This is a genomic window from Marinomonas spartinae, assembly GCF_900089775.1.
Classification (GTDB): Bacteria; Pseudomonadota; Gammaproteobacteria; order Pseudomonadales; family Marinomonadaceae; genus Marinomonas; species Marinomonas spartinae.
On the sequence record NZ_FLOB01000002.1, the window covers coordinates 295,488 to 319,919 of the forward strand.

At 44.8% G+C, this 24,432-nt stretch carries 22 protein-coding genes; 10 read left to right on the forward strand and 12 right to left on the reverse strand.

The features are described 5' to 3' along the window. The first annotated feature begins 38 nt into the window (after positions 1 to 38). A complete protein-coding gene (locus MSP8886_RS05425) occupies positions 39 to 992 on the forward strand; it encodes an AEC family transporter (RefSeq protein WP_067013532.1) in 954 nt (317 codons plus the stop codon). Between the two features lie 82 nt (positions 993 to 1,074). Here MSP8886_RS05425 and yjfF read toward each other — a convergent pair whose 3' ends face one another. The 9 genes from yjfF to MSP8886_RS05470 form a co-directional block, all read right to left on the reverse strand. Beyond that, entirely contained in the window at positions 1,075 to 2,046 is a 972-nt protein-coding gene (yjfF, locus tag MSP8886_RS05430; RefSeq protein ID WP_083200835.1) for a galactofuranose ABC transporter, permease protein YjfF, read from the reverse strand. Beyond that, on the reverse strand, positions 2,043 to 3,164 hold the full coding sequence (locus MSP8886_RS05435; protein WP_245659035.1) for an ABC transporter permease: 1,122 nt from the start codon (positions 3,162 to 3,164) through the stop codon (positions 2,043 to 2,045). The genes yjfF and MSP8886_RS05435 overlap by 4 nt, the downstream gene beginning before the upstream one ends. An 11-nt stretch (positions 3,165 to 3,175) precedes the next feature. Continuing rightward, positions 3,176 to 4,750, reverse strand: coding sequence for a sugar ABC transporter ATP-binding protein (locus MSP8886_RS05440; protein WP_067013534.1), 1,575 nt, complete (start codon positions 4,748 to 4,750; stop codon positions 3,176 to 3,178). 102 nt (positions 4,751 to 4,852) lie between these two features. Next, the gene (locus MSP8886_RS05445) at positions 4,853 to 5,842 is read right to left on the reverse strand and encodes an ABC transporter substrate-binding protein (protein ID WP_067013536.1); all 990 of its coding nucleotides are present in this window, start codon (positions 5,840 to 5,842) and stop codon (positions 4,853 to 4,855) included. Between the two features lie 240 nt (positions 5,843 to 6,082). Next, positions 6,083 to 7,123, reverse strand: coding sequence for a Gfo/Idh/MocA family protein (locus MSP8886_RS05450; RefSeq protein WP_067013538.1), 1,041 nt, complete (start codon positions 7,121 to 7,123; stop codon positions 6,083 to 6,085). 76 nt (positions 7,124 to 7,199) lie between these two features. Beyond that, positions 7,200 to 7,877, reverse strand: coding sequence for a YceH family protein (locus MSP8886_RS05455; protein ID WP_067013540.1), 678 nt, complete (start codon positions 7,875 to 7,877; stop codon positions 7,200 to 7,202). Between the two features lie 13 nt (positions 7,878 to 7,890). Continuing rightward, positions 7,891 to 8,724, reverse strand: a complete 834-nt coding sequence (locus MSP8886_RS05460) for a sterol desaturase family protein (RefSeq protein WP_067013542.1) — start codon at positions 8,722 to 8,724, stop codon at positions 7,891 to 7,893. 175 nt (positions 8,725 to 8,899) lie between these two features. After that, positions 8,900 to 9,292: a DUF1801 domain-containing protein gene (locus MSP8886_RS05465; RefSeq protein ID WP_067013544.1), complete on the reverse strand. Its 393-nt coding sequence runs from the start codon at positions 9,290 to 9,292 to the stop codon at positions 8,900 to 8,902. A 61-nt stretch (positions 9,293 to 9,353) separates the two neighbouring features. Next, positions 9,354 to 10,508 carry a MalY/PatB family protein gene (locus MSP8886_RS05470; protein WP_067013546.1) on the reverse strand — a complete coding sequence of 385 codons (1,155 nt, stop codon included), beginning with the start codon at positions 10,506 to 10,508 and terminating at the stop codon, positions 9,354 to 9,356. A 336-nt stretch (positions 10,509 to 10,844) separates the two neighbouring features. On the opposite strand from MSP8886_RS05470, the gene betI reads away from it, so the two are divergent. The 5 genes from betI (at position 10,845) to MSP8886_RS05495 (ending at position 16,145) form a co-directional block, all read left to right on the forward strand. Next, complete coding sequence (gene betI / locus MSP8886_RS05475) at positions 10,845 to 11,423, forward strand: transcriptional regulator BetI (protein WP_067013548.1); 579 nt, start codon at positions 10,845 to 10,847, stop codon at positions 11,421 to 11,423. A 118-nt stretch (positions 11,424 to 11,541) separates the two neighbouring features. Continuing rightward, complete coding sequence (locus MSP8886_RS05480) at positions 11,542 to 12,486, forward strand: choline ABC transporter substrate-binding protein (RefSeq protein ID WP_067013550.1); 945 nt, start codon at positions 11,542 to 11,544, stop codon at positions 12,484 to 12,486. A 103-nt stretch (positions 12,487 to 12,589) separates the two neighbouring features. Then, positions 12,590 to 13,435, forward strand: coding sequence for a choline ABC transporter permease subunit (gene choW / locus MSP8886_RS05485; RefSeq protein ID WP_067013552.1), 846 nt, complete (start codon positions 12,590 to 12,592; stop codon positions 13,433 to 13,435). 2 nt (positions 13,436 to 13,437) lie between these two features. Next, the gene (gene choV / locus MSP8886_RS05490) at positions 13,438 to 14,625 is read left to right on the forward strand and encodes a choline ABC transporter ATP-binding protein (protein WP_067013554.1); all 1,188 of its coding nucleotides are present in this window, start codon (positions 13,438 to 13,440) and stop codon (positions 14,623 to 14,625) included. A gap of 236 nt (positions 14,626 to 14,861) precedes the next feature. Next, a complete protein-coding gene (locus MSP8886_RS05495; protein ID WP_067013556.1) occupies positions 14,862 to 16,145 on the forward strand; it encodes an MFS transporter in 1,284 nt (427 codons plus the stop codon). Between the two features lie 67 nt (positions 16,146 to 16,212). Here the strand turns inward: MSP8886_RS05495 and MSP8886_RS05500 are convergent, their stop codons facing one another. Continuing rightward, on the reverse strand, positions 16,213 to 16,818 hold the full coding sequence (locus MSP8886_RS05500; protein WP_067013558.1) for a LysE/ArgO family amino acid transporter: 606 nt from the start codon (positions 16,816 to 16,818) through the stop codon (positions 16,213 to 16,215). A gap of 109 nt (positions 16,819 to 16,927) precedes the next feature. Between MSP8886_RS05500 and MSP8886_RS05505 the strand changes: the two genes are divergently transcribed. Both MSP8886_RS05505 and galU read left to right on the forward strand, forming a co-directional pair. After that, positions 16,928 to 17,818 carry an ArgP/LysG family DNA-binding transcriptional regulator gene (locus MSP8886_RS05505; protein ID WP_067013560.1) on the forward strand — a complete coding sequence of 297 codons (891 nt, stop codon included), beginning with the start codon at positions 16,928 to 16,930 and terminating at the stop codon, positions 17,816 to 17,818. Between the two features lie 50 nt (positions 17,819 to 17,868). Further along, complete coding sequence (gene galU, locus MSP8886_RS05510) at positions 17,869 to 18,699, forward strand: UTP--glucose-1-phosphate uridylyltransferase GalU (RefSeq protein ID WP_067013562.1); 831 nt, start codon at positions 17,869 to 17,871, stop codon at positions 18,697 to 18,699. Between the two features lie 131 nt (positions 18,700 to 18,830). Here the strand turns inward: galU and MSP8886_RS05515 are convergent, their stop codons facing one another. Next, the gene (locus MSP8886_RS05515; protein WP_067013563.1) at positions 18,831 to 19,619 is read right to left on the reverse strand and encodes an inositol monophosphatase family protein; all 789 of its coding nucleotides are present in this window, start codon (positions 19,617 to 19,619) and stop codon (positions 18,831 to 18,833) included. Between the two features lie 299 nt (positions 19,620 to 19,918). Between MSP8886_RS05515 and MSP8886_RS05520 the strand changes: the two genes are divergently transcribed. After that, on the forward strand, positions 19,919 to 20,641 hold the full coding sequence (locus MSP8886_RS05520) for an RNA methyltransferase (RefSeq protein ID WP_067013565.1): 723 nt from the start codon (positions 19,919 to 19,921) through the stop codon (positions 20,639 to 20,641). Positions 20,642 to 20,773: 132 nt separating this feature from the next. Here the strand turns inward: MSP8886_RS05520 and gnd are convergent, their stop codons facing one another. After that, positions 20,774 to 22,297 (reverse strand): NADP-dependent phosphogluconate dehydrogenase, encoded by a 1,524-nt coding sequence (gene gnd / locus MSP8886_RS05525; protein WP_067013567.1) that lies wholly within the window; start codon positions 22,295 to 22,297, stop codon positions 20,774 to 20,776. Between the two features lie 495 nt (positions 22,298 to 22,792). Between gnd and MSP8886_RS05530 the strand changes: the two genes are divergently transcribed. Beyond that, complete coding sequence (locus tag MSP8886_RS05530) at positions 22,793 to 24,349, forward strand: phosphoenolpyruvate carboxykinase (protein WP_067013568.1); 1,557 nt, start codon at positions 22,793 to 22,795, stop codon at positions 24,347 to 24,349. The last annotated feature ends 83 nt before the right edge of the window (positions 24,350 to 24,432 follow it).

A 24,432-nucleotide genomic window follows, 5' to 3' on the forward strand; every position in this document is an offset into this window, starting at 1 on the left:
ATGATAAAATGGTTGCTTAATGATAAGAAGGACGTGTCATGTTGTCGTTGTCTGTTTCGATTGTTCCGATTTTTTTATTGCTGATGATAGGCGCATTGTGCCAGCGCTGGCGTTTTCCAGCAGACGGCTTTTGGAGTGGTGTCGATAAGCTGGCTTACTGGGTGCTATTTCCTGCTCTGCTATTCAGTAACACCTCGACAATGGATTTTTCGAATCCTTTGCTATTTCGTTATGGGTTGATCTTATTGTTGGCTATGGCTGGGACGGCAGTGTTTGTCTTTGCTTGTGCTTTTATGCTTAAGGTGAAAGCGCCTGTCACCTCATCTATGCTGCAAGCTGGGGTACGCTTTAATACGTTTTTGACACTGGCATTGGCGTCCAGTTTGTATGGCGCGCAAGGTTTAACGCTGGCAGTGCTCGGAGCGTCTGTGTTGATTCCATCCATTAATGTGTTTGTGGTGGTGTCGATGGTGTTGCTGCATGGTAAATCAACGGCGTTACAACGAGGAAAAGCTGTGCCGTCCCTTTCCCAATTGGTGATTAATGCGTTAATACGTAATCCTCTGATTGTTTCTATCGTGCTAGGAGCGGGGCTGAATTTGGCTGGGCTAACGCCCATACCGCTGGTCTCGGATACGGTGTCCATTTTAGCGAAGGCGGCGTTGCCAATGGTATTATTGGCGGTGGGCGCCAGTGTGCGTTTTGAGGTGATTCGTTCGGTAGGCATGACGTTTGTGTGGTCGGCTGTGGCACGTTTTGTGGTCTTTACCGGGTTGGTGGCTTTGTCATGTTGGTGGTTGGGTATAACCGGTGTGCCTGCCTTGGTGGCGATCTTGTTTGGTGTGGTGCCAACGGCGGCCTCTGGGTATGCTTTGGCGCGGCAGCTAGGTGGAGACAGTGAGCGCATGGCGGCGTTTATCACCTTACAAACGTTACTTTGTGTGGTGACCTTGCCAGTGAGTGTGTTATTGAGCCAGCACATCTTTGGTTAGTTGGTTAGGATGGCAGGGCATTTGCCATCCTAACGCTTACTTGCGACATAATATGTGAATATGTATCAGGTGTGATCCGTTGTTACGTGGCAGGACTGCGTTTTTTAGCCCAGAAAACAATGGCTTTTTGCAGCAAGATAAAAAACAGCAAGAGGCCGCCAATGGCGAGCTTAGTCCACCAACTATTGAGGCTGCCATCAAAGGTAATAAGGGTTTGAATCACACCTTGGATCATGGCTCCTAAAAAAGAGCCGAAGACATAACCGACTCCGCCTGTTAACAATGTGCCGCCGATGACAACCGCTGCAATGGCGTCTAATTCCACTCCTACGGCGGCTAAAGGGTAGGCGGAGCTAGTGTAGATGGCAAAAATCACCCCAGCCAGAGCGCTGTATAAACCACTTAAGGCATAGATTTTGACGGTGGTTTTTTTGATGGGGACCCCCAGTAAGGCGGCCGACTGTTTGTCGCCGCCAATGGCATAGACGTTCATGCCAAAGCGTGTGCGACGAGCGATCAAAATCCCTACAACTAAGAGCACCAACATCGCCATGGCAATAAAGGTTAAACCGCCACGCCCTGGCACACTAACATAGATGTCAGATAGGGCTGTGATAAAAGGGTGGTTAATTGGGACGGCATTTAAATTGATTAAATAGGCGAGCCCTCTAAAGAGAAACATACCCGCCAAGGTGACAATAAAGGGCTGAATCTCAAATACAGAAATAATCATGCCCATGATGGCGCCAAAGGCGGTGCCGACAATCAGAGAGATGGCGATGGCAAGGATAGGATGAATGTGCAAGCTAGTGATCAGATAGGCCATTAACACACCGATGAAGGCGATCATGGATCCGACGGAAAGGTCGATCCCACCCGATAAAATGACAAACGTCATTCCCACTGCGGTGACGATTAAAAAAGCGTTGTCTGTTAATAGATTGGTGAAGACAAGGGTGTCGCGAAAGCCTTTGTATTCATACATGCCAAACCCATAAAGTAAGAGAAACACGGTGAGTGTGGCGAAAATAGGAAGATTACGCTCGTTGATCATTGATCTGCTCTCCCATGATTCTGAGATGATGTACTGTTTTGTCCTTTTTTAGGGTTTTGCCGTCTTTTAGATTGGAAGCGTTTTGATAACCATTGCCTTGTGGTGGGGGATTGAATAAGCAACACCGCCAGAATGATGGTGGCTTTAACAACCAGATTGTATTGTACAGGTAAACCGCTGGTTAAAATCGCGGTGGTAAGGGTTTGAATAATCAATACGCCAATAATGGTGAGCCCTAGGTAGATGCGTCCACCCGCGAGGGAGGCCCCCGCGAGCACGACGGCAAGAATGGCATCCAGTTCGAGCCACAGGCCAGCATTATTAGCATCCGCTCCGCGAATATCGGCTGCGATGATAATGCCACTTAAGGCGGCGCAAAAGCCGGAAAATATATAGGCAGATAGTACCAATAGGCGTGCTTCAATGCCGACTAATCGACTGGCTCTAACATTGGCCCCGACGGCTTCAATAAACAACCCCAGTGAGGTTTTACGCATCACGACTATGGTCAGTATGATCATACCAAGGGCGATCCACACTCGAATGGGAAAGGCTAAAAAGAATTCATTACCAATGGCATTAAGCGCCGTTGAATGAAAGGTAACGATTTGCCCTTCGGTAATCATTTGGGCAATGCCTCGCCCAGCCACCATTAAAATAAGCGTGGCAACAATGGGTTGAATATTAAAGATCGATACCAACAGGCCGTTCCAGAGTCCGCAGACTAAGCCACTGCCCAGTGCGCAGGCAATGACGATCCAGACAGGCCAATCTGTGTTTACCGTGAGTACGGCGGTGACTGCACCGGAAATAGCGATGACGGCACCGACAGATAAATCGATGCCTCGTGTTCCAATAACGACTGCCATGCCCAGAGCCACTAAGGCCGTTGGGGTGCCGCGATGGAGAATATCGATTAAGCTGCCATATAGATGACCGTTGACAAATTTAATCTCTAAAAAGCCGGGTGTGATCAGAGCGGTAACGCTAAGAATCAGCAACAGGGAGACAAAGGGGGCAAGGGTTTTAGGCTGCTTCTGCAGCCGTTTTAATAGGTGTTGTAATGCGTGATGTTTTTTCATATTGGTGGCTTTTATGGGAGGTCTAATGTCTATCATAGCGTGTCCATTTAGCTCGCAATGGTATGAAGGATAGCTTGTTCTGAGACATTGCTACCGCGCAACTCAGCGACTTTGTGATGATCTTTCATAACCACCACACGGTGAGCAAACATGACTAACTCTTCGAGTTCGGATGAGGCCACTAATAGGCCCATACCTTGTTCGCAAAGCTCTTGCATGATTTGGATAATTTCGTGATGCGCGCCAATATCAATGCCTCGGGTGGGTTCGTCTAGAATAAGCAGTTTTGGATGGGTAATCAGCCAACGCGCGAGAATGACTTTCTGTTGATTACCGCCACTTAATTCGCCCACGGGTTTGTCCATATCTGGGGTTTTTATGGCTAGGCGTTTGATCATATCGTCAACCAGTTTTTTCTGTTCAGACATGGCAATGGAGCGCCACCAGCCTTTGCTGGCTTGTAAGGCCAGAATCATGTTTTCACGTATGCTTAACTCGGCCACGATGCCGTCTAATTTACGATCTTCTGGGCAATAGCCCATTCCCGATTGAATCGTCTGACGCAGCGACTTTTGTATTAGTGAGGTGGGCTCAGCTGTTGGCTTTGCTGATGACTCTGGTTGGAGTGTAATGAGACCTTGATCTGGCTTTGTCGAGCCATAGGCCAGTTCGCATAACTCGGTTCGTCCCGAGCCCAGTAAGCCGGCCACACCGACAATCTCACCGGCATGTATGGTCAAATCAAGGGGATGTAGAAAACGTTGTTTTCCGACACATTGCATGGTCAGTAGTGTGTTTTGAGGCTTTCCAGTGGCTTGATGGTCGCTGGAGGTGGCAAGATCGTCTAACGATTTACCAACCATATGGCTGACAAGGTCGGAACGGCTTAATGAGGCGGTAGGAAAAGTTCCCACGCATTCGCCATTGCGTAATACCGTGATAACGTCAGTGATGTCATACACTTGGTCGAGAAAGTGGGTGACAAAAATAATGCCCATGCCTTGGTTTTTGAGTTGAGTCATCAAGCTAAAGAGCTGCTTGATTTCACTGGCATCAAGGCTGGCGGTCGGTTCGTCTAAAATCAGCAGTTTTGCCTCATTGCTTAGGGCCCTGGCAATGGCGATAAGTTGTTGTATGGCAATGGAGTAGCGGTCGAGTTGTCGGGATGGATCGATATTTTCCAGTCCCACTCTGGCCAATAGGGCTCTGGCGCGTGCATCGGCTTTTTTCCAGTTGATTAGGCCAAAGGATTTTTCCTGTTGCTGTAGGGTTAGGTTTTCAGTGACCGACATACTGGGGATTAAATTGACTTCCTGATAGACAGTGCTTATGCCTAATTGCTGAGCATGGCCGCTATCACGGGCGTGGATGGCTCGGCCATCTAGCTTTATATCGCCCTCGTCTCTTGGGTGGACGCCTGTGAGGACTTTGATAAGGGTCGATTTCCCTGCGCCGTTTTCGCCGAGCAAAGCATGAATTTCTCCTTTATTCACTTGCAGGGAGACGGCGTTTAGTGCCTGCACACCTGTAAAGGATTTGGAGAGGGAACGAATTTCTAACAAGGCAGAGCGGTGATCGCTTGTCGTTCTTGAGTGGTCTTTTACATTGCTATGAGGTGCCATGGGTAAGCGCTCCTGTTAGGCCTACTTCATACGTCATTCACGCCTGTGAGCGCGCGTCATCCTAATGAGAAACAGGTGACGCACGCCCAAGGGGAAGCCACATTATTTGCGTTTGTTATACTCTGCGGCGGCGGTATCAGGTAAGTACAGCGGGCCATTGGCTTTGATCCATTTAGGCACTGTTTTTCCTGCACGATAGGCAAGAATGGCATCAAAGGCAGGCGCCCCTAAATGTGGATTAAGCTCAATGGTGGCGTTACTTTCACCATCCATCATGGCTTTGAAAATATCTGGCACACCATCAATCGAGACGACAAGAATGTCTTTGCTAGGTTTGATTCCCGCTTCTTTCATGGCAAGAATGGCACCTAAGGCCATGTCATCGTTATGGGAGAACAGGGCACAGATGTCTTTTTTAGGATTGCTTTCCGCTTTCAGGAAGCTTTCCATAACTTCTTTACCACCCGCGCGTGTGAAATCTCCAGATTGAGAACGGATGATTTTCATATTTGGGAAATTGCTGATAACCGCATCAAAGCCTGCTTTGCGATCAATGGCCGCAGAAGAACCTACTGTGCCTTGCAATTCGACGATATTGCATTTGCCGTTGGTTTTCGCAGCTAACCAAGAAGCAGCAAGGGCGCCTTCTTCCCTAAAGTCGGAAGCAACTTTGGTGAGGTATAGGTCTGGGTTAGCATCCACGCCACGATCCACTAAGACTACGGGGATATGTGCTCGCTTTGCTTCTTTGAGCACTTGATCCCAGCCGGTTTCGACGACAGGGGCAAGCAAAATCCCATCAACTCCTTGAGCAATAAAAGAGCGCACCGCTTTGATTTGGTTTTCTTGCTTTTGTTGGGCGTCGGAGAATTTTAGATTGTAGCCACGGCGTTCCGCTTCGGCCTTGATGGATTCGGTTTCTGATGTACGCCAGCCGCTTTCGGAGCCGATTTGCGAAAAGCCAATGGTTAAGCTCTCTGCGCTGGCAGAGACAGAACACACAGGCAATGCGACACAGAGTACGGTCGTTAGGAGGTGTTGCTTGAGAGTGTCAAACCATGACAAATGTTGACGTATTGAGCGATCGATCATACGAAATTCCTCTTATTTTTATTATTTTCCATGAGAGAGTTAGTGACTTACTAAGTTCTCTGACGTATTGAGGATAGAGTTCTCTATGAGGTGATTCAAATGCCAGTTGAGGGAATGAATATATCAATATTGGTATAACGAGAAGGGGGGAGAGTGTGTTTTGCAGAAGGTGACCTAAACCTCCCAAAGAGCAGGAGGTTTAGGTCAGATGCTTAGGTTAGATATCAGCATTTTGCTCTATCAGTGCTTGTGATGGTGGTGCTCATGATGGTGATGTTCCAAGTCTTCTTCGTAAAAATCCGGTTCTCCTGGATATTGAAGACCGATGTCTTGACGGACTTCGTCAAGGGTAGCGATCAGTTCTAGGGTGTCTTCCCAACGATGGTTTGGGCTTTCCAGTAGTTCTTCCATCAGGCAACGGTTAACTTCATCCACTTCGAATTGATAGCCAAGTCCTGGAAAATCAAACTCCACCGCGCGTTCTTGTCCTTCGTGATTGATCAAACGACAGGATTTTGCCATATACCAAGGGGAATCAATCTCGATGTAGCCTTTGGCTCCCGATAGGACCGCTCGGTTGGGGTTGCAAGAGATTAATGAGGCTTCCAAGGAGGCCAGTTGTCCACTGTTCCAGCCTAAGAGTAACTGCTCAAAAACATCCACATTGGTCTCACCAATAACGGCTTGGTTTTGGATAAAGTCGGGTTTGCCACACAACAATTGTGCTAAGAAGACAGGGTAAATACCAATGTCAAGCAAAGCGCCGCCGCCCATTTCTAGGTTCATTAAGCGATGCTCTGGATCGGTTGGTGCTAGAAAGTTGAAATTGGCTTGAACACTATGAAGCGTACCAATTTCCCCTTCTTCGACCCATTCAATCACTTGCTCTATGACGGGGTTAAAGCGTGTCCACATGGCTTCCATAACAAAGACTTCTTTTTCCGCAGCCAGTTCAAAGAGCTCCTGAGATTGTGCCTCGTTGATGGTGAAAGGTTTTTCACATAAAACAGACTTACCTGCCATAATGCAGGCTTTAGTCAGGTCAAAGTGCGACATGTGTGGCGTGGCGATGTAGATCACGTCAACTTCATTGCTGTGGATCAAGGAGTAGTAATCGACAAATGCTAATTCAATGTCGAATTCTGCCGCAAAGTTGTCCGCTGAGGTTTTTTCCCGTGAGGCAACAGCACGCAGTTCACCGGATTTCGCATGGCAAAAGTCGCTTGCAAATAGGCGGGCTATGTTGCCTGTTCCAATGATTCCCCAGCGTATCTGGTTCATGGGTGTCTCCTTAATGTGAATGTCTGGTGAGCAGAGTCGTTTATATTAAAAATGGCTAGTCTGACGCTAATTGCTATTATAGTCCACTGGCATTTTCGAGGCGCTCAATTCGCTCCAATAGGCTTAGGACTTGTTCTTCCAGGTCAGTGATTCGTTTGATAAGTGAAGGGGCTTGGTCACTTTGCTGGTGGCTGTGAGGCTCACCAAAGGTGGCGGTCACTGCCTTGTCTTGTTCATTATGCTCAGTGCAGAAGCATTCCCGATAACGTGACTCTCTTTTTCCAGGTTCCCTGGCCAGCTGCTCAACATAAGGGCCGCCCGTTTTTTCGTGAAGGCTTTGAAGCGCGCTTTCCACTTCGTCACGGCTTTGAAAGCCGTATAAGCGGCCACTGCGTGAGCGTAATTCCCCAGGGGTTTGTGCGCCACGTACAAACAATAGACAGATAATCGCGGTTTCAGCAGGTGACAGTTGTAAGTCAGAAAATTCGGTATTACAAAAGCGGTGTTGATATTTGCTAACACGACTATGGGAACCAGATATTTCTGTTACTAGGCCGCGATCCACCAATGCATCCAGAGCGTCTTGCACGTCTAATTCGCTGTACTGGGTGACAGGCTCACGGTTGGATTTTTGATTGCATGCGTTGATCAGGGCATTCAGGCTTAATGGGTATTGGTCTGGTGTGGTGATTTCTTTTTCGATCAAACACCCAATAATACGCATTTCGATTTGGTTTATAGCGTGATAACTCATAGTGTTCCCTATACTATTTATCCCGTTTAATGGGGGGCTTGTTGTTGGATGTGGTATGGCCTGTTGCGACTGAAGAGGCAGCAAAGGGCATAACAATAAGGCTGATAAAAGAAGGCGGGGGAGAATAAGAGGGGCTGGGTAGGCCGATGCTTAGTTGTTCATCCCCGTTCAGAGCGCGAGTTGTATTACTGTGGAAACATCTGTCCCAAATGCTTAAGCAAAAGCCAAAATTGCTATGGGCTTCTTGTGGAAGTCGCGAATGATGGATGCGGTGCATGTCTGGTGTGACGATGAGTGCGCGTACCCAAGGCTCAAACCTGTTGGGTAATCGGATATTGGTGTGGTTAAACATGGCAAAACCATTAAGCAAAATATCAAATACTAAAACGGCAGCGAGGGGCACGCCTAATAGCCAAACTGCACAGGCTTTGATCATCAACGACAGGATAATTTCAACTGGATGGAAACGAACGGCGGAGCTGACATCCAGTTCTGGATCGCTGTGATGAACTTTGTGAATACGCCACAACCAAGGAATACGATGAAATAGTCTGTGCTGCCAATAAATAAGGGCGTCTAGAAACACTAAACTGAGAATAAAGATAAGCCAATAGGGAAGGTTGAGACTGTGTAGGAGTCCATTATTGCTATTGAGTAATGCAACAAGAGAAAGTAACAGTGGCTGTAAGAGTCTTACGCACAATGCATCGGTTAGCAATAGGGCTGCGTTGTGGCGCCAGCGTTGTGGTGCCCAGCGTAGTGGTTTACGCGGGCGTTGCCATTGCCAAGCCAGCAATATGCTAAGTAGCGTCAAGAAAATACCTATGCGTACGGTAAAATCGATCATCAAGCGTGTCGCCTTTATGCGGACCTTTCTTTTGTCGTTATCTTGTCTTGTCAGTTGTTTCTATCTTAAACGCACCACTTCGTAATGGCACGCTTTAATTGCGTTATGGTTGATCAGCCTCGAAAAAGATGATGGTCACTATTACGCTGTAGTGGGTCAGTTTATAGGTAGCAGGTCAATGTAAATGATGCGCCTGTCGCTCACGATTGCGTTTTACCGCACTGGCTTTGATTTGGCTGAGTAGCTCAGTAAAGACATTGACATTGATCTCATTGAGGCGGTGAAACCGTAGGCAGTTTTCGCCAAATTGGGCATGATTTAGACGCTGGGCAAAGGAATAAAACAAGCTGGTATCTGAAAAATAGATGCATAGATGGTCTTGGCGAGCAGCGACCCCAAAGAGCCAGTCTGACTCTTGTTGGAAATAAGGGATGCCGAGGTCAAAAGAGAGCTCGGCATCTGGTGCTATTAGAGTCATTATATCAATGATTTCATGCAAATCATCGCGCATTGCTGAGGCAGCGTGCTGAATATAATGATCGATAAAATTGCTTACAGGTGACGTCATCGTAATGACCTCTGTTAGGTGAGTTAATTTTTGCCTAACAGCCTGTTTTCAAAGAATAAAATCATAAAATATTATTCTTTTTTAAGGCGACTTCAAGGCGCTCAATGGCTTGTTCAAGTTGACGCATAGGACAACCAAAGTTTAAGCGAATAAAGGACGAATTACCAAATTCTTTACCATCCGATACGCCGACACCAGCCTCAAGAAAAAAATGATGAGGATTATCAATATCTAAGGCCGAAACATCGATCCAAGCGAGGTAGGTTGCCTCAAGTTTTTGTATAGAAAACGGCGTTTTTTCCAGCCACTGTTGCAAAAAATTACGGTTCTTGGTGAGGTAGCTCAGCAATGCTTGGTGCCATTGTTGACCTTCTTGATAAGCGGCCGAGGCGGCAACCAAACCAAGCATATTAGGGTAGGGTATTAAACCACTTTTAGCGTTGTTAAATGTCTGCCTTAGTTTTGCGTTTTCTATAACGGCAAAAGCGTAGCCCAATCCTGCAAGGTTGAAGGTTTTGCTAGGGGCCATTAATGTGATGGTACGATTTGCTGCATCCTCGTTCAAACTGGCAAAGGGGATGTGCTGTAAGTCATCAAAAATCAGGTCACAGTGGATTTCATCACTGACGACCAGTAAATCATATTTTTTTGCTAGCGCATGGACTTGCGCTAATTCTTCTCTTGTATAGACAGTTCCGCCTGGATTGTGAGGGTTACATAGGAGAATCATTTTCGCATTAGCTTGCGCGCAGGCTTTTTCTAATTGATTGAAATCCGGTATCCAGCGGTCTTGCTGAATAGTCATGTCGACTGTTATTAGCTGACGTTGGGAGAGTTTTGGGGCTCTGTTCAGGTGGTAATACACTGGGCCTGGAACGATGATGCCATCATTTTCATTAGAAAAAGCTCTAACTGCCATATGCAGAGCACAAACCAGCCCTGGTAGATGAAAAATAGCCGTTGGAGAGATGGACCAATGATATCGACATTCTAGATGGTTTAGGATGGCACTGTTTAGAGATTTAGAGGCGTGGGTATAGCCAAAAACACCTTGATCAATGCGTTTATTTAATGCGCTTTTGATACATTCTGGCGAGTCAAAGTCCATGTCTGCGACCCACATTGGGATGACATGCTCAGGGTATTTTGCCCATTTATCACTTTGTGTTTGTGTGCGATCTATGAGGGTATCGAAATCAAATTGTGTTTTTTTCATACGATTTTTCCTTGTTAAATTATTTGAGCTCTATTCAATATTGGCTTGTCAATACTTTTTGTGTAAATTTTTCAATGCGTTATGTCGCATTTTTGTTGAAATTTTAATCATGATAGAAGCTTTTTTAAGCTGTATTTCCTTATTTTTTATCCTTAAGCGTCCCAAATATGCCAAAAAAAGATGTAAAAAAATTTTAAACGGTATTTTTTATATAAAAATCAATATCTTATGTTTGTTAGTGTGCTAATGTTTAGATTTGTCAAGGGTTGACCCTTGTTATAAAAACAGCCTAGTATGTTTTTCATTAAACGATTGTTTAATAAAAAAGGATGCATTATGCCAAAAGTTGGAATGCAAAAAATTCGTAAGCCTCAGCTTATTCAGGCGGCGATTGAAGCCATCAACGAATACGGTTTTTCTGGTGCAACGGTCAGTATCATCGGTAAAAACGCTGGTGTTTCTCCTGCCATTATTAATCATTATTTTGGTGGAAAAAATGGTCTATTCGAAGAAACCATGAAAAGTTTGATTCGTGAGTTTTTTGACATTTTGAGAACGCGGATTCAGCAGGCACATGATGCCAGTGCCAAAGAAAAAGTGATGGCCATCGTTCGAGCCAGTTTTAGCCAGTCTCAAACAAACCCTGAAGTCGTTAAAGCTTGGATGGGGTTTTGGGCTTCAGCCATGCATACGCCGTCATTGTATCGACTACAGAATGTATACGCTCGTCGCTTGAATACGTCTTTGGTAGTGGTGTTACGAGATCACTTTGATATTGATGAGGCGCGAAACATTGCGCAGACGGTTGCCGCTTTGATTGATGGTATGTGGCTACGGGGTTCTCTTTCTGGCGGTATTGATAAGGCGCGGTCTGCGAAACAGATTCAAGCTTATTTAGACTTTGTTTTTAAATAAGTTTTCAGGCCAATAGTTGGTCTTGAAAGGAGGTCGCAAGATATTTTCTTGCACCGCAATCTAGGGTAAGCATTGGTGCTTATTGCTTCATGATGGGTTTTAAAAAAGAGGATAAGTTATGTTAAAGAAGGCTGCTAAAACCGCATTGGTGGTTGGTATTGCCAGTATTTCTGGCTTAACGATGGCTGCAGGTCACAGTTGTTCGACGGTTCGTTTTTCGAATGTGGGTTGGACCGATATTTCTGCAACAACTGGATTAACGACTCAAGTGCTTCATGGCTTAGGTTACAAAACGACAATCGATCTTTTATCTGTTCCGGTGACTTTCTCGTCATTAAAAAATAAAAATATTGATGTTTTTCTAGGTAACTGGATGCCAACCATGAAATCCATTATTAAGCCCTATGAAAAATCTGGCGCGGTACAAGTGATTGGTCCTAATCTTGTGGGGGCGAAATACACCTTGGCTGTGAGTCGAGCTGCATATGATGGTGGTGTGCACAGTTTCGCGGACATTGCCAAATACCGTAAAGAATTTAATGGCCGTATTTATGGCATTGAGCCGGGTAATGATGGTAATCGTTTGATCTCCGACATGATCAAGAAAAATGCCTTTGGACTGGGTAAATTCCAATTGGTTTCATCCAGTGAAGCGGGGATGTTGTCTCAGGTGAAACGAAATATCCGCCGCCATAAATGGATTGTTTTCTTGGGTTGGGAGCCGCACCCAATGAATACTGAGTTCAAAATGAATTACCTAAAAGGGGGGGATGATTACTTTGGTCCAAACTACGGTGGTGCGAAAGTATATACGAATGTGCGTAAAGGCTACCTTCAAGAATGTCCAAATGTCGGTAAGCTTCTCACCAATCTTAAGTTCTCATTACCAATGGAAAACCAAATCATGGGTTACATCATGAATGATGGTCAACAACCCTCTGCAGCGGCTAAAAAATGGCTTAAAGCAAATCCCGAAGTGTTAACTAGCTGGTTGGCTGGTGTCAAAACCAAGTCTGGCGGTAACGGTCTTGTGGCTGTGAAAAAATATCTTGGTGTGAACTAGTTTCTTTATGCATCTTAATTAATGCATAAGGTTGTTAGTGAAAGGTATGTATTGACGGTTTGCAATGAACCGTCAATAAAAAAGATTAATTCGGGAGAAGACTATGAATTGGCTAACGGAACATAAAATCCCTCTTGGCGCATGGATGGAAACATTTGTTAATTGGCTAGTAAATAATGCCTCCAGTTTTTTTGACATGATTTCTAATGTATTAGGAACCATGATTACATCTATGGTTGATGCCTTAATGTGGATTCCTCCGCTGGCTGTCGTTGCGATCGTGGTGGTGGGTGTTTGGTTTTTGCATAAGAATGTTGGTTTGATGGTGTTCATCGCCGCTTCCATGTTGCTCATTATGAATTTAGGTTACTGGCAGGATACGGTTGAAACTTTGGTGATGGTGATATCGGCGACGGCATTTAGTGTGCTGATTGGCGTACCTATCGGTATTGCTGCCGCCCATAGACCTTGGCTGTATATGATATTGCGGCCCATTTTAGATTTGATGCAAACCATTCCGACGTTTGTGTATTTGATTCCTACCTTGATTTTATTTGGACTGGGCTATGTGCCTGGTTTGATTTCTACGATTATTTTTGCCATTGCGGCGCCGATTCGTTTGACCTATTTAGGCGTAAGCAAGGTGCCGAATGAATTGTTGGAAGCGGGGCTTGCTTTTGGTTGTACAAAATCCAAACTACTGTACAAGGTGGAGTTGCCTGCTGCGATGCCAAGCATTATGGCGGGGGTTACCCAATGTATTATGCTGTCTCTATCTATGGTTGTGGTTGCTGCGTTAGTGGGGGCTAATGGTTTAGGACGCCCTGTGGTTCAAGCATTGAATACGATTAATATCTCGCAAGGTTTTGAAGCGGGTGTATCCATCGTTTTGGTGGCGATCATGTTGGATCGTATTTGTAAAACACCATCAATGACTCGTGAGGGATAATCATGGCTGTTGTGAAAATTGAAAATATAGACATTGTATTTGGTAAAAACCTCGCTAAGACGCTACCTCTCATGGATAAAGGCCATGGCCGCGATGAAATTATTGGTATGACTGGGGATGTGGTTGGTGTACGAGATGCCAATATTGAAGTAAATGAAGGCGAAATTTGTGTTTTGATGGGCTTATCAGGGTCTGGTAAGTCGACTTTGCTGCGTGCGGTGAATGGACTCAATAAAGTTGCCCGTGGTCGTTGCATGGTTCGCGATGGAGACAAGATGGTCGATATGGCTTCTTGTGATGATGCAACCTTGCGCCGTATGCGTACTCATCGAGTGTCAATGGTTTTTCAGAGTTTTGCTTTGATGCCTTGGCTAACGGTATTAGAAAACGTGGCGTTTGGTTTAGAAATGCAGGGTATGCCAAAAACCAAACGATTAGAGAAAGCGGAAGAGCAATTAAAAATGGTGGGGCTTGATAAATGGGCTTCTAAATATCCAGATGAGCTGTCTGGAGGGATGCGTCAACGGGTAGGGCTAGCGCGTGCCTTTGCGATGGACACTGATGTGTTGTTAATGGATGAACCTTTTTCCGCATTGGATCCACTGATCCGCTCTCAGCTGCAGGATGAGTTGATCGAGTTGCAAAAGCGCTTGAAGAAAACCATCATTTTTGTGAGTCATGATCTAGATGAGGCTTTGAAGATTGGCTCTAAAATAGCCATTATGGAATCGGCTCGTATTGTTCAACAAAATACTCCTGAACAAATAGTCCTTAACCCGGCGACTGAGTACGTTGAGCGATTTGTCGCGCATACAAACCCATTGCATGTGTTGTGTGGTAATTCATTGATGACGCCAATTGCAGAGTTACCCATAAAGGATAACCGTTATTCTTTAACGGAAAACCTTTGGATGACGTTGAAAGAAGGTGAGTTTGTCGATGTGCACTCTGCTCAAGGTGACAGTGTCGCAACCGCTCAATGGGAAGAAGGAATGGCTATTGACGATCTTCAAGAAGGGGTTATCGTTCGTGTGCCAGAGACCATTAAAATGCGTGATGCAGTGGAAATTTGCTATCAATCGAAGCAGCCTCTCTTGCTCGAAAATGCAGGGCAGTGTGTTGGTTTATTAAACGACCATAATTTCTACCATGCTTTGCTCGGTAAGCATTTTAGTCGTGATGACGTATGACCTGTGTAAATAAACTGTTCTATACATAAGCATATGCCTGTAAAAACTTTCGCAAAGGCCTTTATAGTTCGACTATATGGGCCTTTTTTCTATCAAAAGCAGTAAAAAAAGTTGGCATTTTACGTGCTTACAATGATTGATAAATATTAGGTATTGCAATGCCTGTTCGTGTCGGTATAGTCTGCCGAAATTATGACCACTACGATATTTATTATTGCTAATTCAAAGGAATCTGCATGATCAAGCAAACCCTTTTTCCAATTTGGAGTCTACTTTTCGGTATTGCTATTATCACGATGGCGAGTGCCTTACAGAGCTCGTTAATTGGTATTCGTGCCGCGATTGAATCGTTTGATACGACGGCAACGGGTCTGATTATGTCAGCCTACTATTTAGGTTTTATTCTTGGTTCTCAGTTGGTACCTAATTGGGTTAAGAGCGTCGGTCATATTCGGGTGTTTGCTGCAGTGGCTTCTTTAGCTTCTGTTACTATATTAATGCAATCTGTCGTAGTGAACCCATGGTTCTGGATGCTGATGCGTATGGGAACGGGCCTTTGTTATGCTGGTTTGTTCATTGTGACAGAAAGCTGGCTTAATGATATTGCGACGAATAATACTCGTGGACGTTTGTTTTCGATTTACGTTATCGAGATATGGGCCAGTCAAACCTTGGGGCAGTTTTTACTTAATGTCTCCTCGCCAAGTGGTTATGGATTATTTATTTTAACCTCTGTATTAATTTCCCTTGCGTTGGTACCTTTATTATTAGTTCGTACCCCATCGCCCACCATTCTTGTACCAGAAAAGCTCAATATTCTTGGCCTGATAAAAACTGCTCCTTTGGGGGTAACGGGTGTCACTATTGCAGGTGTCACTTCAGGGGCGATCTTGGGACTGGGGGCTCTCTATGCCCAGCGAATGGGCATGGATGTTGGCAAAATCTCGCTCTTTATTGGGGCTAGTTATCTCGGTGGTATGCTTTTACAGTGGCCAATTGGTAAGTTGTCTGATCGCCAAGATCGTCGAGTGACCATTCTTTGGGTTGGTATCGTGGGGGCCATCGGTGCCTTTGTTGTACCGCTTGGTGCGTCAATGAAGAGTGAAATTGTCATGATGGTTGGCATGTTCTTTATTGGTGCCTTTACCTTCCCGATGTATTCGTTGGCCTCGTCCCATATTAATGACCAGCTACGGCCTGAACAAATTCTCTCTGCGAGTAGTGGGATGATTCTACTTAACGGGGTTGGCGGGATTTGTGGGCCCTTGTTTGCATCCGCTTTGATGGATTTGGTGCGTATTGATGCACTGTTTTGGTTTATTGCGGCGATGAACTTAACCGTTGCTCTGGTTGCCTTGTATCGTATCAATTACCAACCACCAATGATCATCGAAGATCAAGGGGATCAAATTCAAGTGGCTCTGGCAGTCAGTCCGGTGGTGACGGCAGAAATGTTGGTCGAAGCCGACTCCTCTATTTCGTCACTGGAAGAGAGTCATGAGGTAGAGATTAAGCTATAAGGTTTGCTTCTCATCGGCTCTTCAAGGCGCCATACAGTTGTCGTTGATCGTGTCTTTATTGATGCGACTAAAACGATGATTGTGTAGCGATTTTTATGGCGATGATACTGATGAGCAGGGCATTTGCTCGATTAAACCAGCGCCAGAAACGAACGGAGCTTAGCCAGTTTGCACACAGGTGGCCGAGAATGGACAGTAATAAAAACCATATAATGGAGGCGCTAATCCCCCCAATAACAAAGAATAGTGTGCTGTCTGGAAACTGATTGGCCAAACTGCCCATTAAGACCATGGTATCTAAATAGAAATGTGGGTTTAACCAAGTGACGGCCAATGCCATTAAAAACAGGGGCCATATGGATAGACGCGATGTAATGTGCTGCACAATAAGGTGCTCTTCCTGAAAAGAGCTGTGCCATTTTTGGTAAGCAAACCAAAGTAAAAATAGTACCCCAAACCAGCGAAATAGCTCCAGAAGACCTGCCTGATGATGTATTAACGCGCCAATTCCAAACGCACCTAAGGCAATCGCTAATGCATCGCTTAGGATGAATAATAGAGCGATAGGGAACGCCATGTGTCGCTTTAGGGCTTGCTCTAATAAAAAGCTATTTTGTGCTCCCACGGCGACAATGAGACCACCGCCAGTAATCAATCCACTTAGGAATGCCATGATGTTGTTTCTCTATATAGATTTTGCTTTGTGATACGTTTGTCTTGATCTTAAATGGATTTTTCGATAAAAATAAATTAATAAAATTTTAATCACATTAGAATATATTATGCTGGATTATTATTCTGTTGCCTGTTTTTGCTCAGTTGTACGCTTTCAAAGTTTTGAAAAGGCCGCTCAGCATTTAAACCTAACGCAATCGGCTGTTTCCCAAAGAGTGAAGCGTTTGGAAGAACAATGCGGAGGGCCACTATTGATTCGAGCCAGACCCATTGAACTCACGGTTTTGGGGGAGCAACTGCTGTCCCATGCTAATAAAGTGGCGATGTTAGAAGACGGTCTGTTTGGTAGTCTAAAAGGTGAAAATACTCGCCAGCCTTTGTCTATTGCGGTGAACAATGATGTGTTGGCGACGTGGTTTAGTGATGTTGTGACGGATTTTTCTCGATTGGATGAGACGCGCTTACACATTAAAGCGGCGGATCAGGGGAAAACGCGAGAGTTGCTTCAGCGCGGTGAGGTGGTGGCTTGTATTAGTCAAATTGGTACCCCTGTTTCTGGTGGCAGTTCCGTTTTATTGGGCTATATGGACTATGAGCTGTTTTCCTCTCCTGAGTTTATAGAAAATGTACTTAGATGTGATAGATGTAAGATTAGTGTTAGGTCGGTAGCTCGTGCGCCGTCATTGATTTATGATGAGAATGATGAGTTATGGGCGCGTTATGTGAAAGAGTGCTTAGGAATGCCGTTGGATTCTGATACGAGCCATTGGTATCCGTCTTCTCATGGGTTTGTCTCTATGGTTCTTGGTGGTACAGTCTGTGCTTTAATTCCAAGTATACAAGTAAAGCAAGCGGTAGAGGATGGTAGGCTGGTGTCTTTATTTCCACAAAAAAAATTATCTGTGCCAGTTTATTGGCATTGGTTTAAGTTAAACTCACCTGTTTTGGAGCGGCTATCTTCTGTTGTAAAGAAGGTCTCTGGAAGGGTATTACGTTAAAATAACCATAGTTGTGGTTGCTGATAAATTTGTTTATTTAAGGAAAGAGTATGATTCGCAAATGTTTGTTCCCTGTTGCTGGTTACGGTACACGCTTTTTGCCAGCGACTAAATCTATGCCAAAAGAAATGCTTCCAATCGTCAATAAACCACTTGTTCAGTATGGTGTGGAAGAAGCCGTACAAGCGGGTTTGGATAATGTCACGTTTGTTACTGGTCGTGGTAAACGTGCCATTGCTGATCATTTTGATATCAGTTATGAACTTGAGCATCAGATTTCTGGTACCAGCAAAGAACAGTACTTAGATGGTATTCGTCATTTGATTGATAATGTGAATTTCTCTTTTATTCGTCAAAACAATATGTTGGGTCTTGGTCATGCCATTCTGACAGGTGAATCTTTGATTGGTGATGAAGCATTTGGTGTCGTACTAGCTGATGACCTGTGCTTTGGCGAAGGGGAAGGAGATGGTGTTATGGCGCAAATGGTGAAGCTATATAACCAGTTCCGTTGCACCATTGTTGCCATTGAAGAAGTGCCAGAAGACGAAGTGCACAAATATGGTGTGATTAAAGGTGACTCTATGATGGAAGGTTTATACCGTGTGACGGACATGGTTGAGAAACCTAACAAAGAAGAAGCACCTTCTAATTTAGCCATTATTGGTCGTTATATTTTAACGCCTGATATTTTCGAGAAAATTCGTAATACGCCTGCTGGTCGTAATGGCGAAGTACAAATTACCGATGCTATTTTACAGCAAGCAAAAGAAGGCTGTGTACTGGCTTACCAATTCAAAGGTCGTCGTTTTGATTGTGGTAGTGTGGACGGTTTTGTTGAAGCAACCAACTACTGTTACCAAAATGTCTACAAAGCATAAGTATTAGCTAACCAGTTAAACATTAAAAAGCCCGTTTATGATGATGCATAAACGGGCTTTTTTATATTGGTTATCTGGCATAAACAGATGGAGTGGTCGATCCGGTATGCGTCAGCGATTTTTTTAAACGGTTAAAGTAGGTGCTTGTTCAAAATAGGTAATAATACTTTGAAGAGACGTGCGTTCGCGCACAAAACATCGCCACTTTCAATATTAGGAGAGCCATCAAAGGTAGCGTACAGGCAGCCAGCTTCTTTGGCAATAAACAACGCAGCTTGCATTTCCCATTCTTGAAGCTTAATGCCCCAAGCCGCATCTAAACGGCCTGCTGCGGCGTTTACCAGCATCAAGGCAGGGGCATCTTGCATGACAACGCGAGCACCTTTTTGGGCAAGATCTGATAATACGTCTAATTGACCCGCTAAATAAGGAGCCGTGCGGTCGGTTGCAGGGAACTGCGCCGCGAGAGTGGTTTTCTCTAGGTCGCGTGCTGTGCTGGTGCGAATGCGAGAATTGTTAAGATAAGCTCCACGACCTTTGCTAGCGTAGAACTCGTCTTTAGTATGAGGGTTAAGCACCAATGCGTGCTCTACTTTACCAGCAACTAAGTAACTCATGGTAATAACATGGCCAGTTAGACCACGGGTGAATAAATGCTGTCCTTGAATCGCGTCAATAATCCATTCGCCCTCTTCACCTGTTTGTACAGTACCTTGTAAGCGAGTGGTGATGGTGTCGCCAGGGTAAGCTTTTTCGAGGTGGTAAACAATGCTACGTTCAGCGCCAGAGCATACAGTTTGGTATACCTGAGCGGCATTTTGGCCCTGCTCTTTGTCGAAAAGGAGCTTTTCTTGAGAATGGATGATGTATTCAGCTGCTGCGCGAGCGGCTTTGATTGCGACATTAATTCTAGGTTGCATAAGTTACCGTCTTTCTAATGAGAATGCGTCCACCGCCTAAAAAGGGCAGTAGAAGTTGCCAATAAAGTGTTAAAGAGCGTAGGCCTACCCAGAGTGAAAAAGAGAGCGAAACGAATGGTTTGCCGCTTTCTTAATAAGACGCTCTGGATCTGCTTGAATAGGAGGGCGGATTCTAGCGTAAAGGTTGTGCGTTGGCTAGTGAATAATTGGTGAAAAACTGAGCAGTTTAAGGTTTTTGCTGAAAAAACTGTTAACATTCGCGGCAACCTTCGTTTTTAGAAAAATGGATAGTGTCTAGCATGCAGAATAAAGTAAGAATTGTCCTTGTGAATACCTCCCACCCCGGCAATATTGGTGGGGCCGCACGGGCAATGAAAAACATGGGATTAGCCGATTTGTATCTGGTTGCTCCAAAACATTTCCCAAGTGATGAAGCGATCAGCCGAGCTTCAGGTGCGAGCGATTTGCTCGACAATGCGGTTGTGGTAGACACCTTAGAAGAAGCGATTGCAGATTGCCAGTTGGTGATTGGTACCAGTGCTCGTGAGCGTCATATTCCTTGGCCTTTAGTCGACCCTCGTCAGGCGGCTGATTTGGTCTTTGATGAAGGGTTGGAAACAGCCTTTGTCTTTGGTCGTGAGGATCGTGGTTTGACCAATGAAGAATTGCAGCGTTGTCACTATCATGTGCATATTCCTTCAGTCGATACTTTCAGCTCGCTAAATCTCGCGGCAGCGGTGCAGGTGATTGTTTACGAACTGAGGATGAAGTCTCTGTTAATGAAGGATGAGCCCGTTGTGGCCTCTAAGTGGGATTTACCCGCCGCGACAGCAGAGCAAATTGACTTTCTGCTTGAGCATTTGGAAACCGTTTTGGTAAAAACAGAATTTTTAGAGCCGAAAACACCTGGAAAAGTGATGACGCGCTTTCGTCGTTTGTTTCAACGATCGCAGTTGGACCAACAAGAATTGGGAATGTTGCGTGGTATGTTAACAGCCATGGAAAAGCAGATGAAAGAGTAGGTAAAGGAAAAGCTACATTGTGCCTGTGTTGTCCTAAAAAAGCCCAAATAATATTTGGGCTTTTTTAGGTATAAACACTCGTTGATAGGTTGCGTTTTGTTCGCTATCTAAAGTGTTGTAATAACTCGCTGCTTACACTTTGCGTTCAGGGCGACCTTCTTCTTGCCAGAAAGTGTGGTATTTCTGACCTGGTTCACCATCGACGCGCTCATAAGTGTGAGCCCCAAAGTAATCTCGTTGGGCCTGTAGTAGGTTTGCCGGTAACACCTCTGAACGGTAACCGTCGAAGTAAGCCAGAGCAGAGAAGAAAGCGGGAGTAGGTACGCCTGATTGGGCGGCTAATACTACGGCTTTACGAAGTCCAGCTTGTTTTTTGGCCATTGTGTCAGCGAAGTAATCGTTTAATAACAGGTTTTCAAGCTCACGATTACCATCAAACGCATCGGCAATTCTTTGTAGGAAAGACGCGCGGATGATGCAACCACCACGCCAAATTTTCGCGATATCACTGAAGTTGAATGTCCAGTCATATTCTTTTTCTGCTGCGCGCATGATTTGGAAGCCTTGGGCGTAAGCACAAATTTTAGCGCAATAAAGAGCTTCCTCTATGGCTTTTTCAACGTCTTCGGCAGCGATCTCGCCACTTTCTACTTCTGCTGTCAGAATTCCAGCAGCATGTTCGCGCTCTGTTGTGAGTGTGCTGAGAGCACGAGCATAGACGGACTCACTTATAATGCCAGCAGGAACACCCATCTGTGTTGCACTAATGGAAGTCCAACGACCCGTTCCTTTTTGGCCAGCACTGTCAAGTATCATATCAACCAGTGGCGCGCCTGTTGCTGCGTCATATTGCTGCAGAATATCCGCAGTAATCTCTACCAAATAGCTGTCTAGTTCGCCTTGATTCCACTGAGCAAACAGTTTGCCAATTTCTTCTGGCTCGTAGCCAAGTAAAGAGCGAAGCAAGTGGTAAGCTTCACATATGAGCTGCATATCAGCGTATTCGATGCCGTTGTGTACCATTTTGACGTAATGTCCAGCACCATTAGGTCCAAGATAGGCGGTACAAGGCTCGCCTTCAGTGACTGGCTTGCCTGGGGTGTTGCTGATAATTGGCTTGCCGTTTTCATCAACTTTCGCTGCCACGGCTTCCCACATTGGTTGCAAGTGTTTCCATGAGTCCGCATCACCACCTGGCATTAAGGAAGGACCAAAACGTGCACCCACTTCACCACCAGAAACAGCTGTGCCGAAGAATTTGAAATAGTCTTTGTATTCTGCTTCGCGTCGAATGGTATCTGTCCATTGACTGTTGCCACAGTCTACGACGATATCATCCGATTCGATTCCGGCTTTAATTAGATTGTTGCACACGATGTCGACAGGTTGGCCCGCAGGAACGAGTACAACGACAACGCGAGGTTTAGCAAGGTTGCTTAACATGTTCTCCATGTTAGAGCAGCCGATTATTCGGGCTTCCTTTTTGGTATCTGGACGCTCACGTTCTTCTGTATCAAGGACGTCTTGAATTTTGTTGGCGTCAAGATCAAAACCTGCAACTCGATAGCCATGGTCAGCTAGATTAAGGGCGAGATTTTTACCCATGACTCCTAGGCCGACAAATCCAATATTGCAGTTCTGATTCGTGTTTAACATACGCTTCGATCAACCTTTTAGAATAGGGGGGATTCGAGAACCAATCTTATCATGAAGCCCCCAAGTTAAGGGGCAGAATCATAAGAAAAAACTTAATAATTGTGAAACTTTAATTTTATTGGCGATAAGTGTTCTCTTTTTCGCTAAAAAAGACGCTTCGTGAGTGAAATGAAACGATCAAAAATGCAAATCTTACAAAGAGATAACTTACTATTTAGTTATATAATAACCAAAAAGAAAGAAAGCAACAAAAAATGCAACAAAAACATCGAGATGTTTCACTTTTTCTTGTTGGCTTTTAGGTATATAGTTTAAAAATCAATAACTTAATATATTTTTAAAAATTACAGAACAGTAAAAAAATAACATGTTGTTATAACAATACTTTTTTTTAGATTGTTTTGTTACTATCAAGACTAGCAGTTTTAATTGCCTATAATAAATGGGAACACCCCAGTACAGGTAAACTTTTTTAGTTCAGAGGATTTAATACAAATGAGCGCCGCATCAGAGGTTACAACCATCCATTTAAATTTAACGACACCACAGTTAGTTGAAAAAGCCCTGCAAAATGGCGAAGGCGTGCTTGCTGATAACGGTGCACTTGTTGTGGAAACAGGTGCACGGACAGGTCGTTCTCCTATGGATCGCTTTATTGTGGAAGAAGCATCTAGCAAAGATAGTATTCATTGGGGGCCTGTGAACCGACCTTTCCCAGAGGAGAAGTTCGCTCCTTTGTGGGATCGTGTGGAAGCGTATTTGAATGCTAAAGAGTCGTTTGTCTCTAAGATTCATGTTGGCGCGGGTGATGAATATTATTTGCCAGTGATTATGCGAACAGAGACAGCTTGGCATCACCTGTTTGGCCGTAATTTGTTTATTCGTCCTGAAACGTATAACCCTAATGATAAGGGAGAATGGCAGGTTATTAACGCGCCAAACTTTGTGTGTGAACCGGAACGCGATGGCACTAATTCAGATGGTTGTGTGATTTTGAACTTTGCTGAACGTAAAGTGCTGATTGCAGGTATGCGTTACGCAGGTGAAATGAAAAAAGCCATGTTCTCCGTACAGAACTATTTGTTACCTGCTTACGATGTATTGCCTATGCACTGCGCGGCCAACGTTGGCACAGAAGGTGATGTGACATTATTTTTCGGTTTGTCTGGCACGGGCAAAACAACTTTGTCTGCGGATCCAGAGCGTTTCTTGATTGGTGATGACGAGCATGGTTGGGGTAAAGACACGGTTTTCAATATTGAAGGCGGTTGCTACGCTAAAACCATCGATCTTTCCCAAAAGAACGAGCCTATCATTTGGGATGCTATTAAATTCGGCACGATTGTTGAGAACGTCGTATTGGATCCAGAGACACGTGTAGCGGATTATGCTGATACGTCTTTAACACAAAATGGTCGTGCTGGTTATCCCCGTGAGCATATAGAGAAACGTGCTGCTGGTAACCGTGCGGGTGAGCCAAATGCTATTATCTTCTTAACTTGTGATTTGACAGGGGTTCTTCCACCCGTTTCTATTTTGTCAAAAGAAGCGGCTGCTTACCATTTCTTGAGTGGTTATACTGCGCTGGTTGGCTCTACGGAAATGGGGGCAGGTACGGGTATAAAATCTACCTTCTCAACGTGTTTCGGGGCGCCTTTCTTCCCGCGTTCTGCGGATGTTTATGCGGATCTATTGATCAAGCGTATCGAAGAGTTTGGTAGTAGAGTGTATCTAGTAAACACTGGTTGGACGGGGGGCGCCCATGGCCAAGGTGGTAAACGTTTTAGTATTCCGACGACCCGTGCGGTAATTTCTGCTATTCAATCGGGAGCGCTCGTTGATGTGGAAACGGAGCATTTAGAGGATGTAAACTTGGATGTTCCAACTCAGGTGCCTGGTGTCGACAGTGTTTTACTAAATCCTCGTAAAACATGGTCTGATGAGGCCGCTTATAATGTGCAAGCTAAGGCATTGATCGACCAATTTGTAGAGAACTTTAAAAAGTTCGACAGTGTTTCAGAGAAGATTGTTAAGGCGGGACCTGCTTTGTAAGGGCTTGCCGGTTCTACTGTGTTGTTTATGAAGTTAAGTTGTCTTTTAGCTTCATAATCTTAAAAAGCCGTGTTTTTAACACG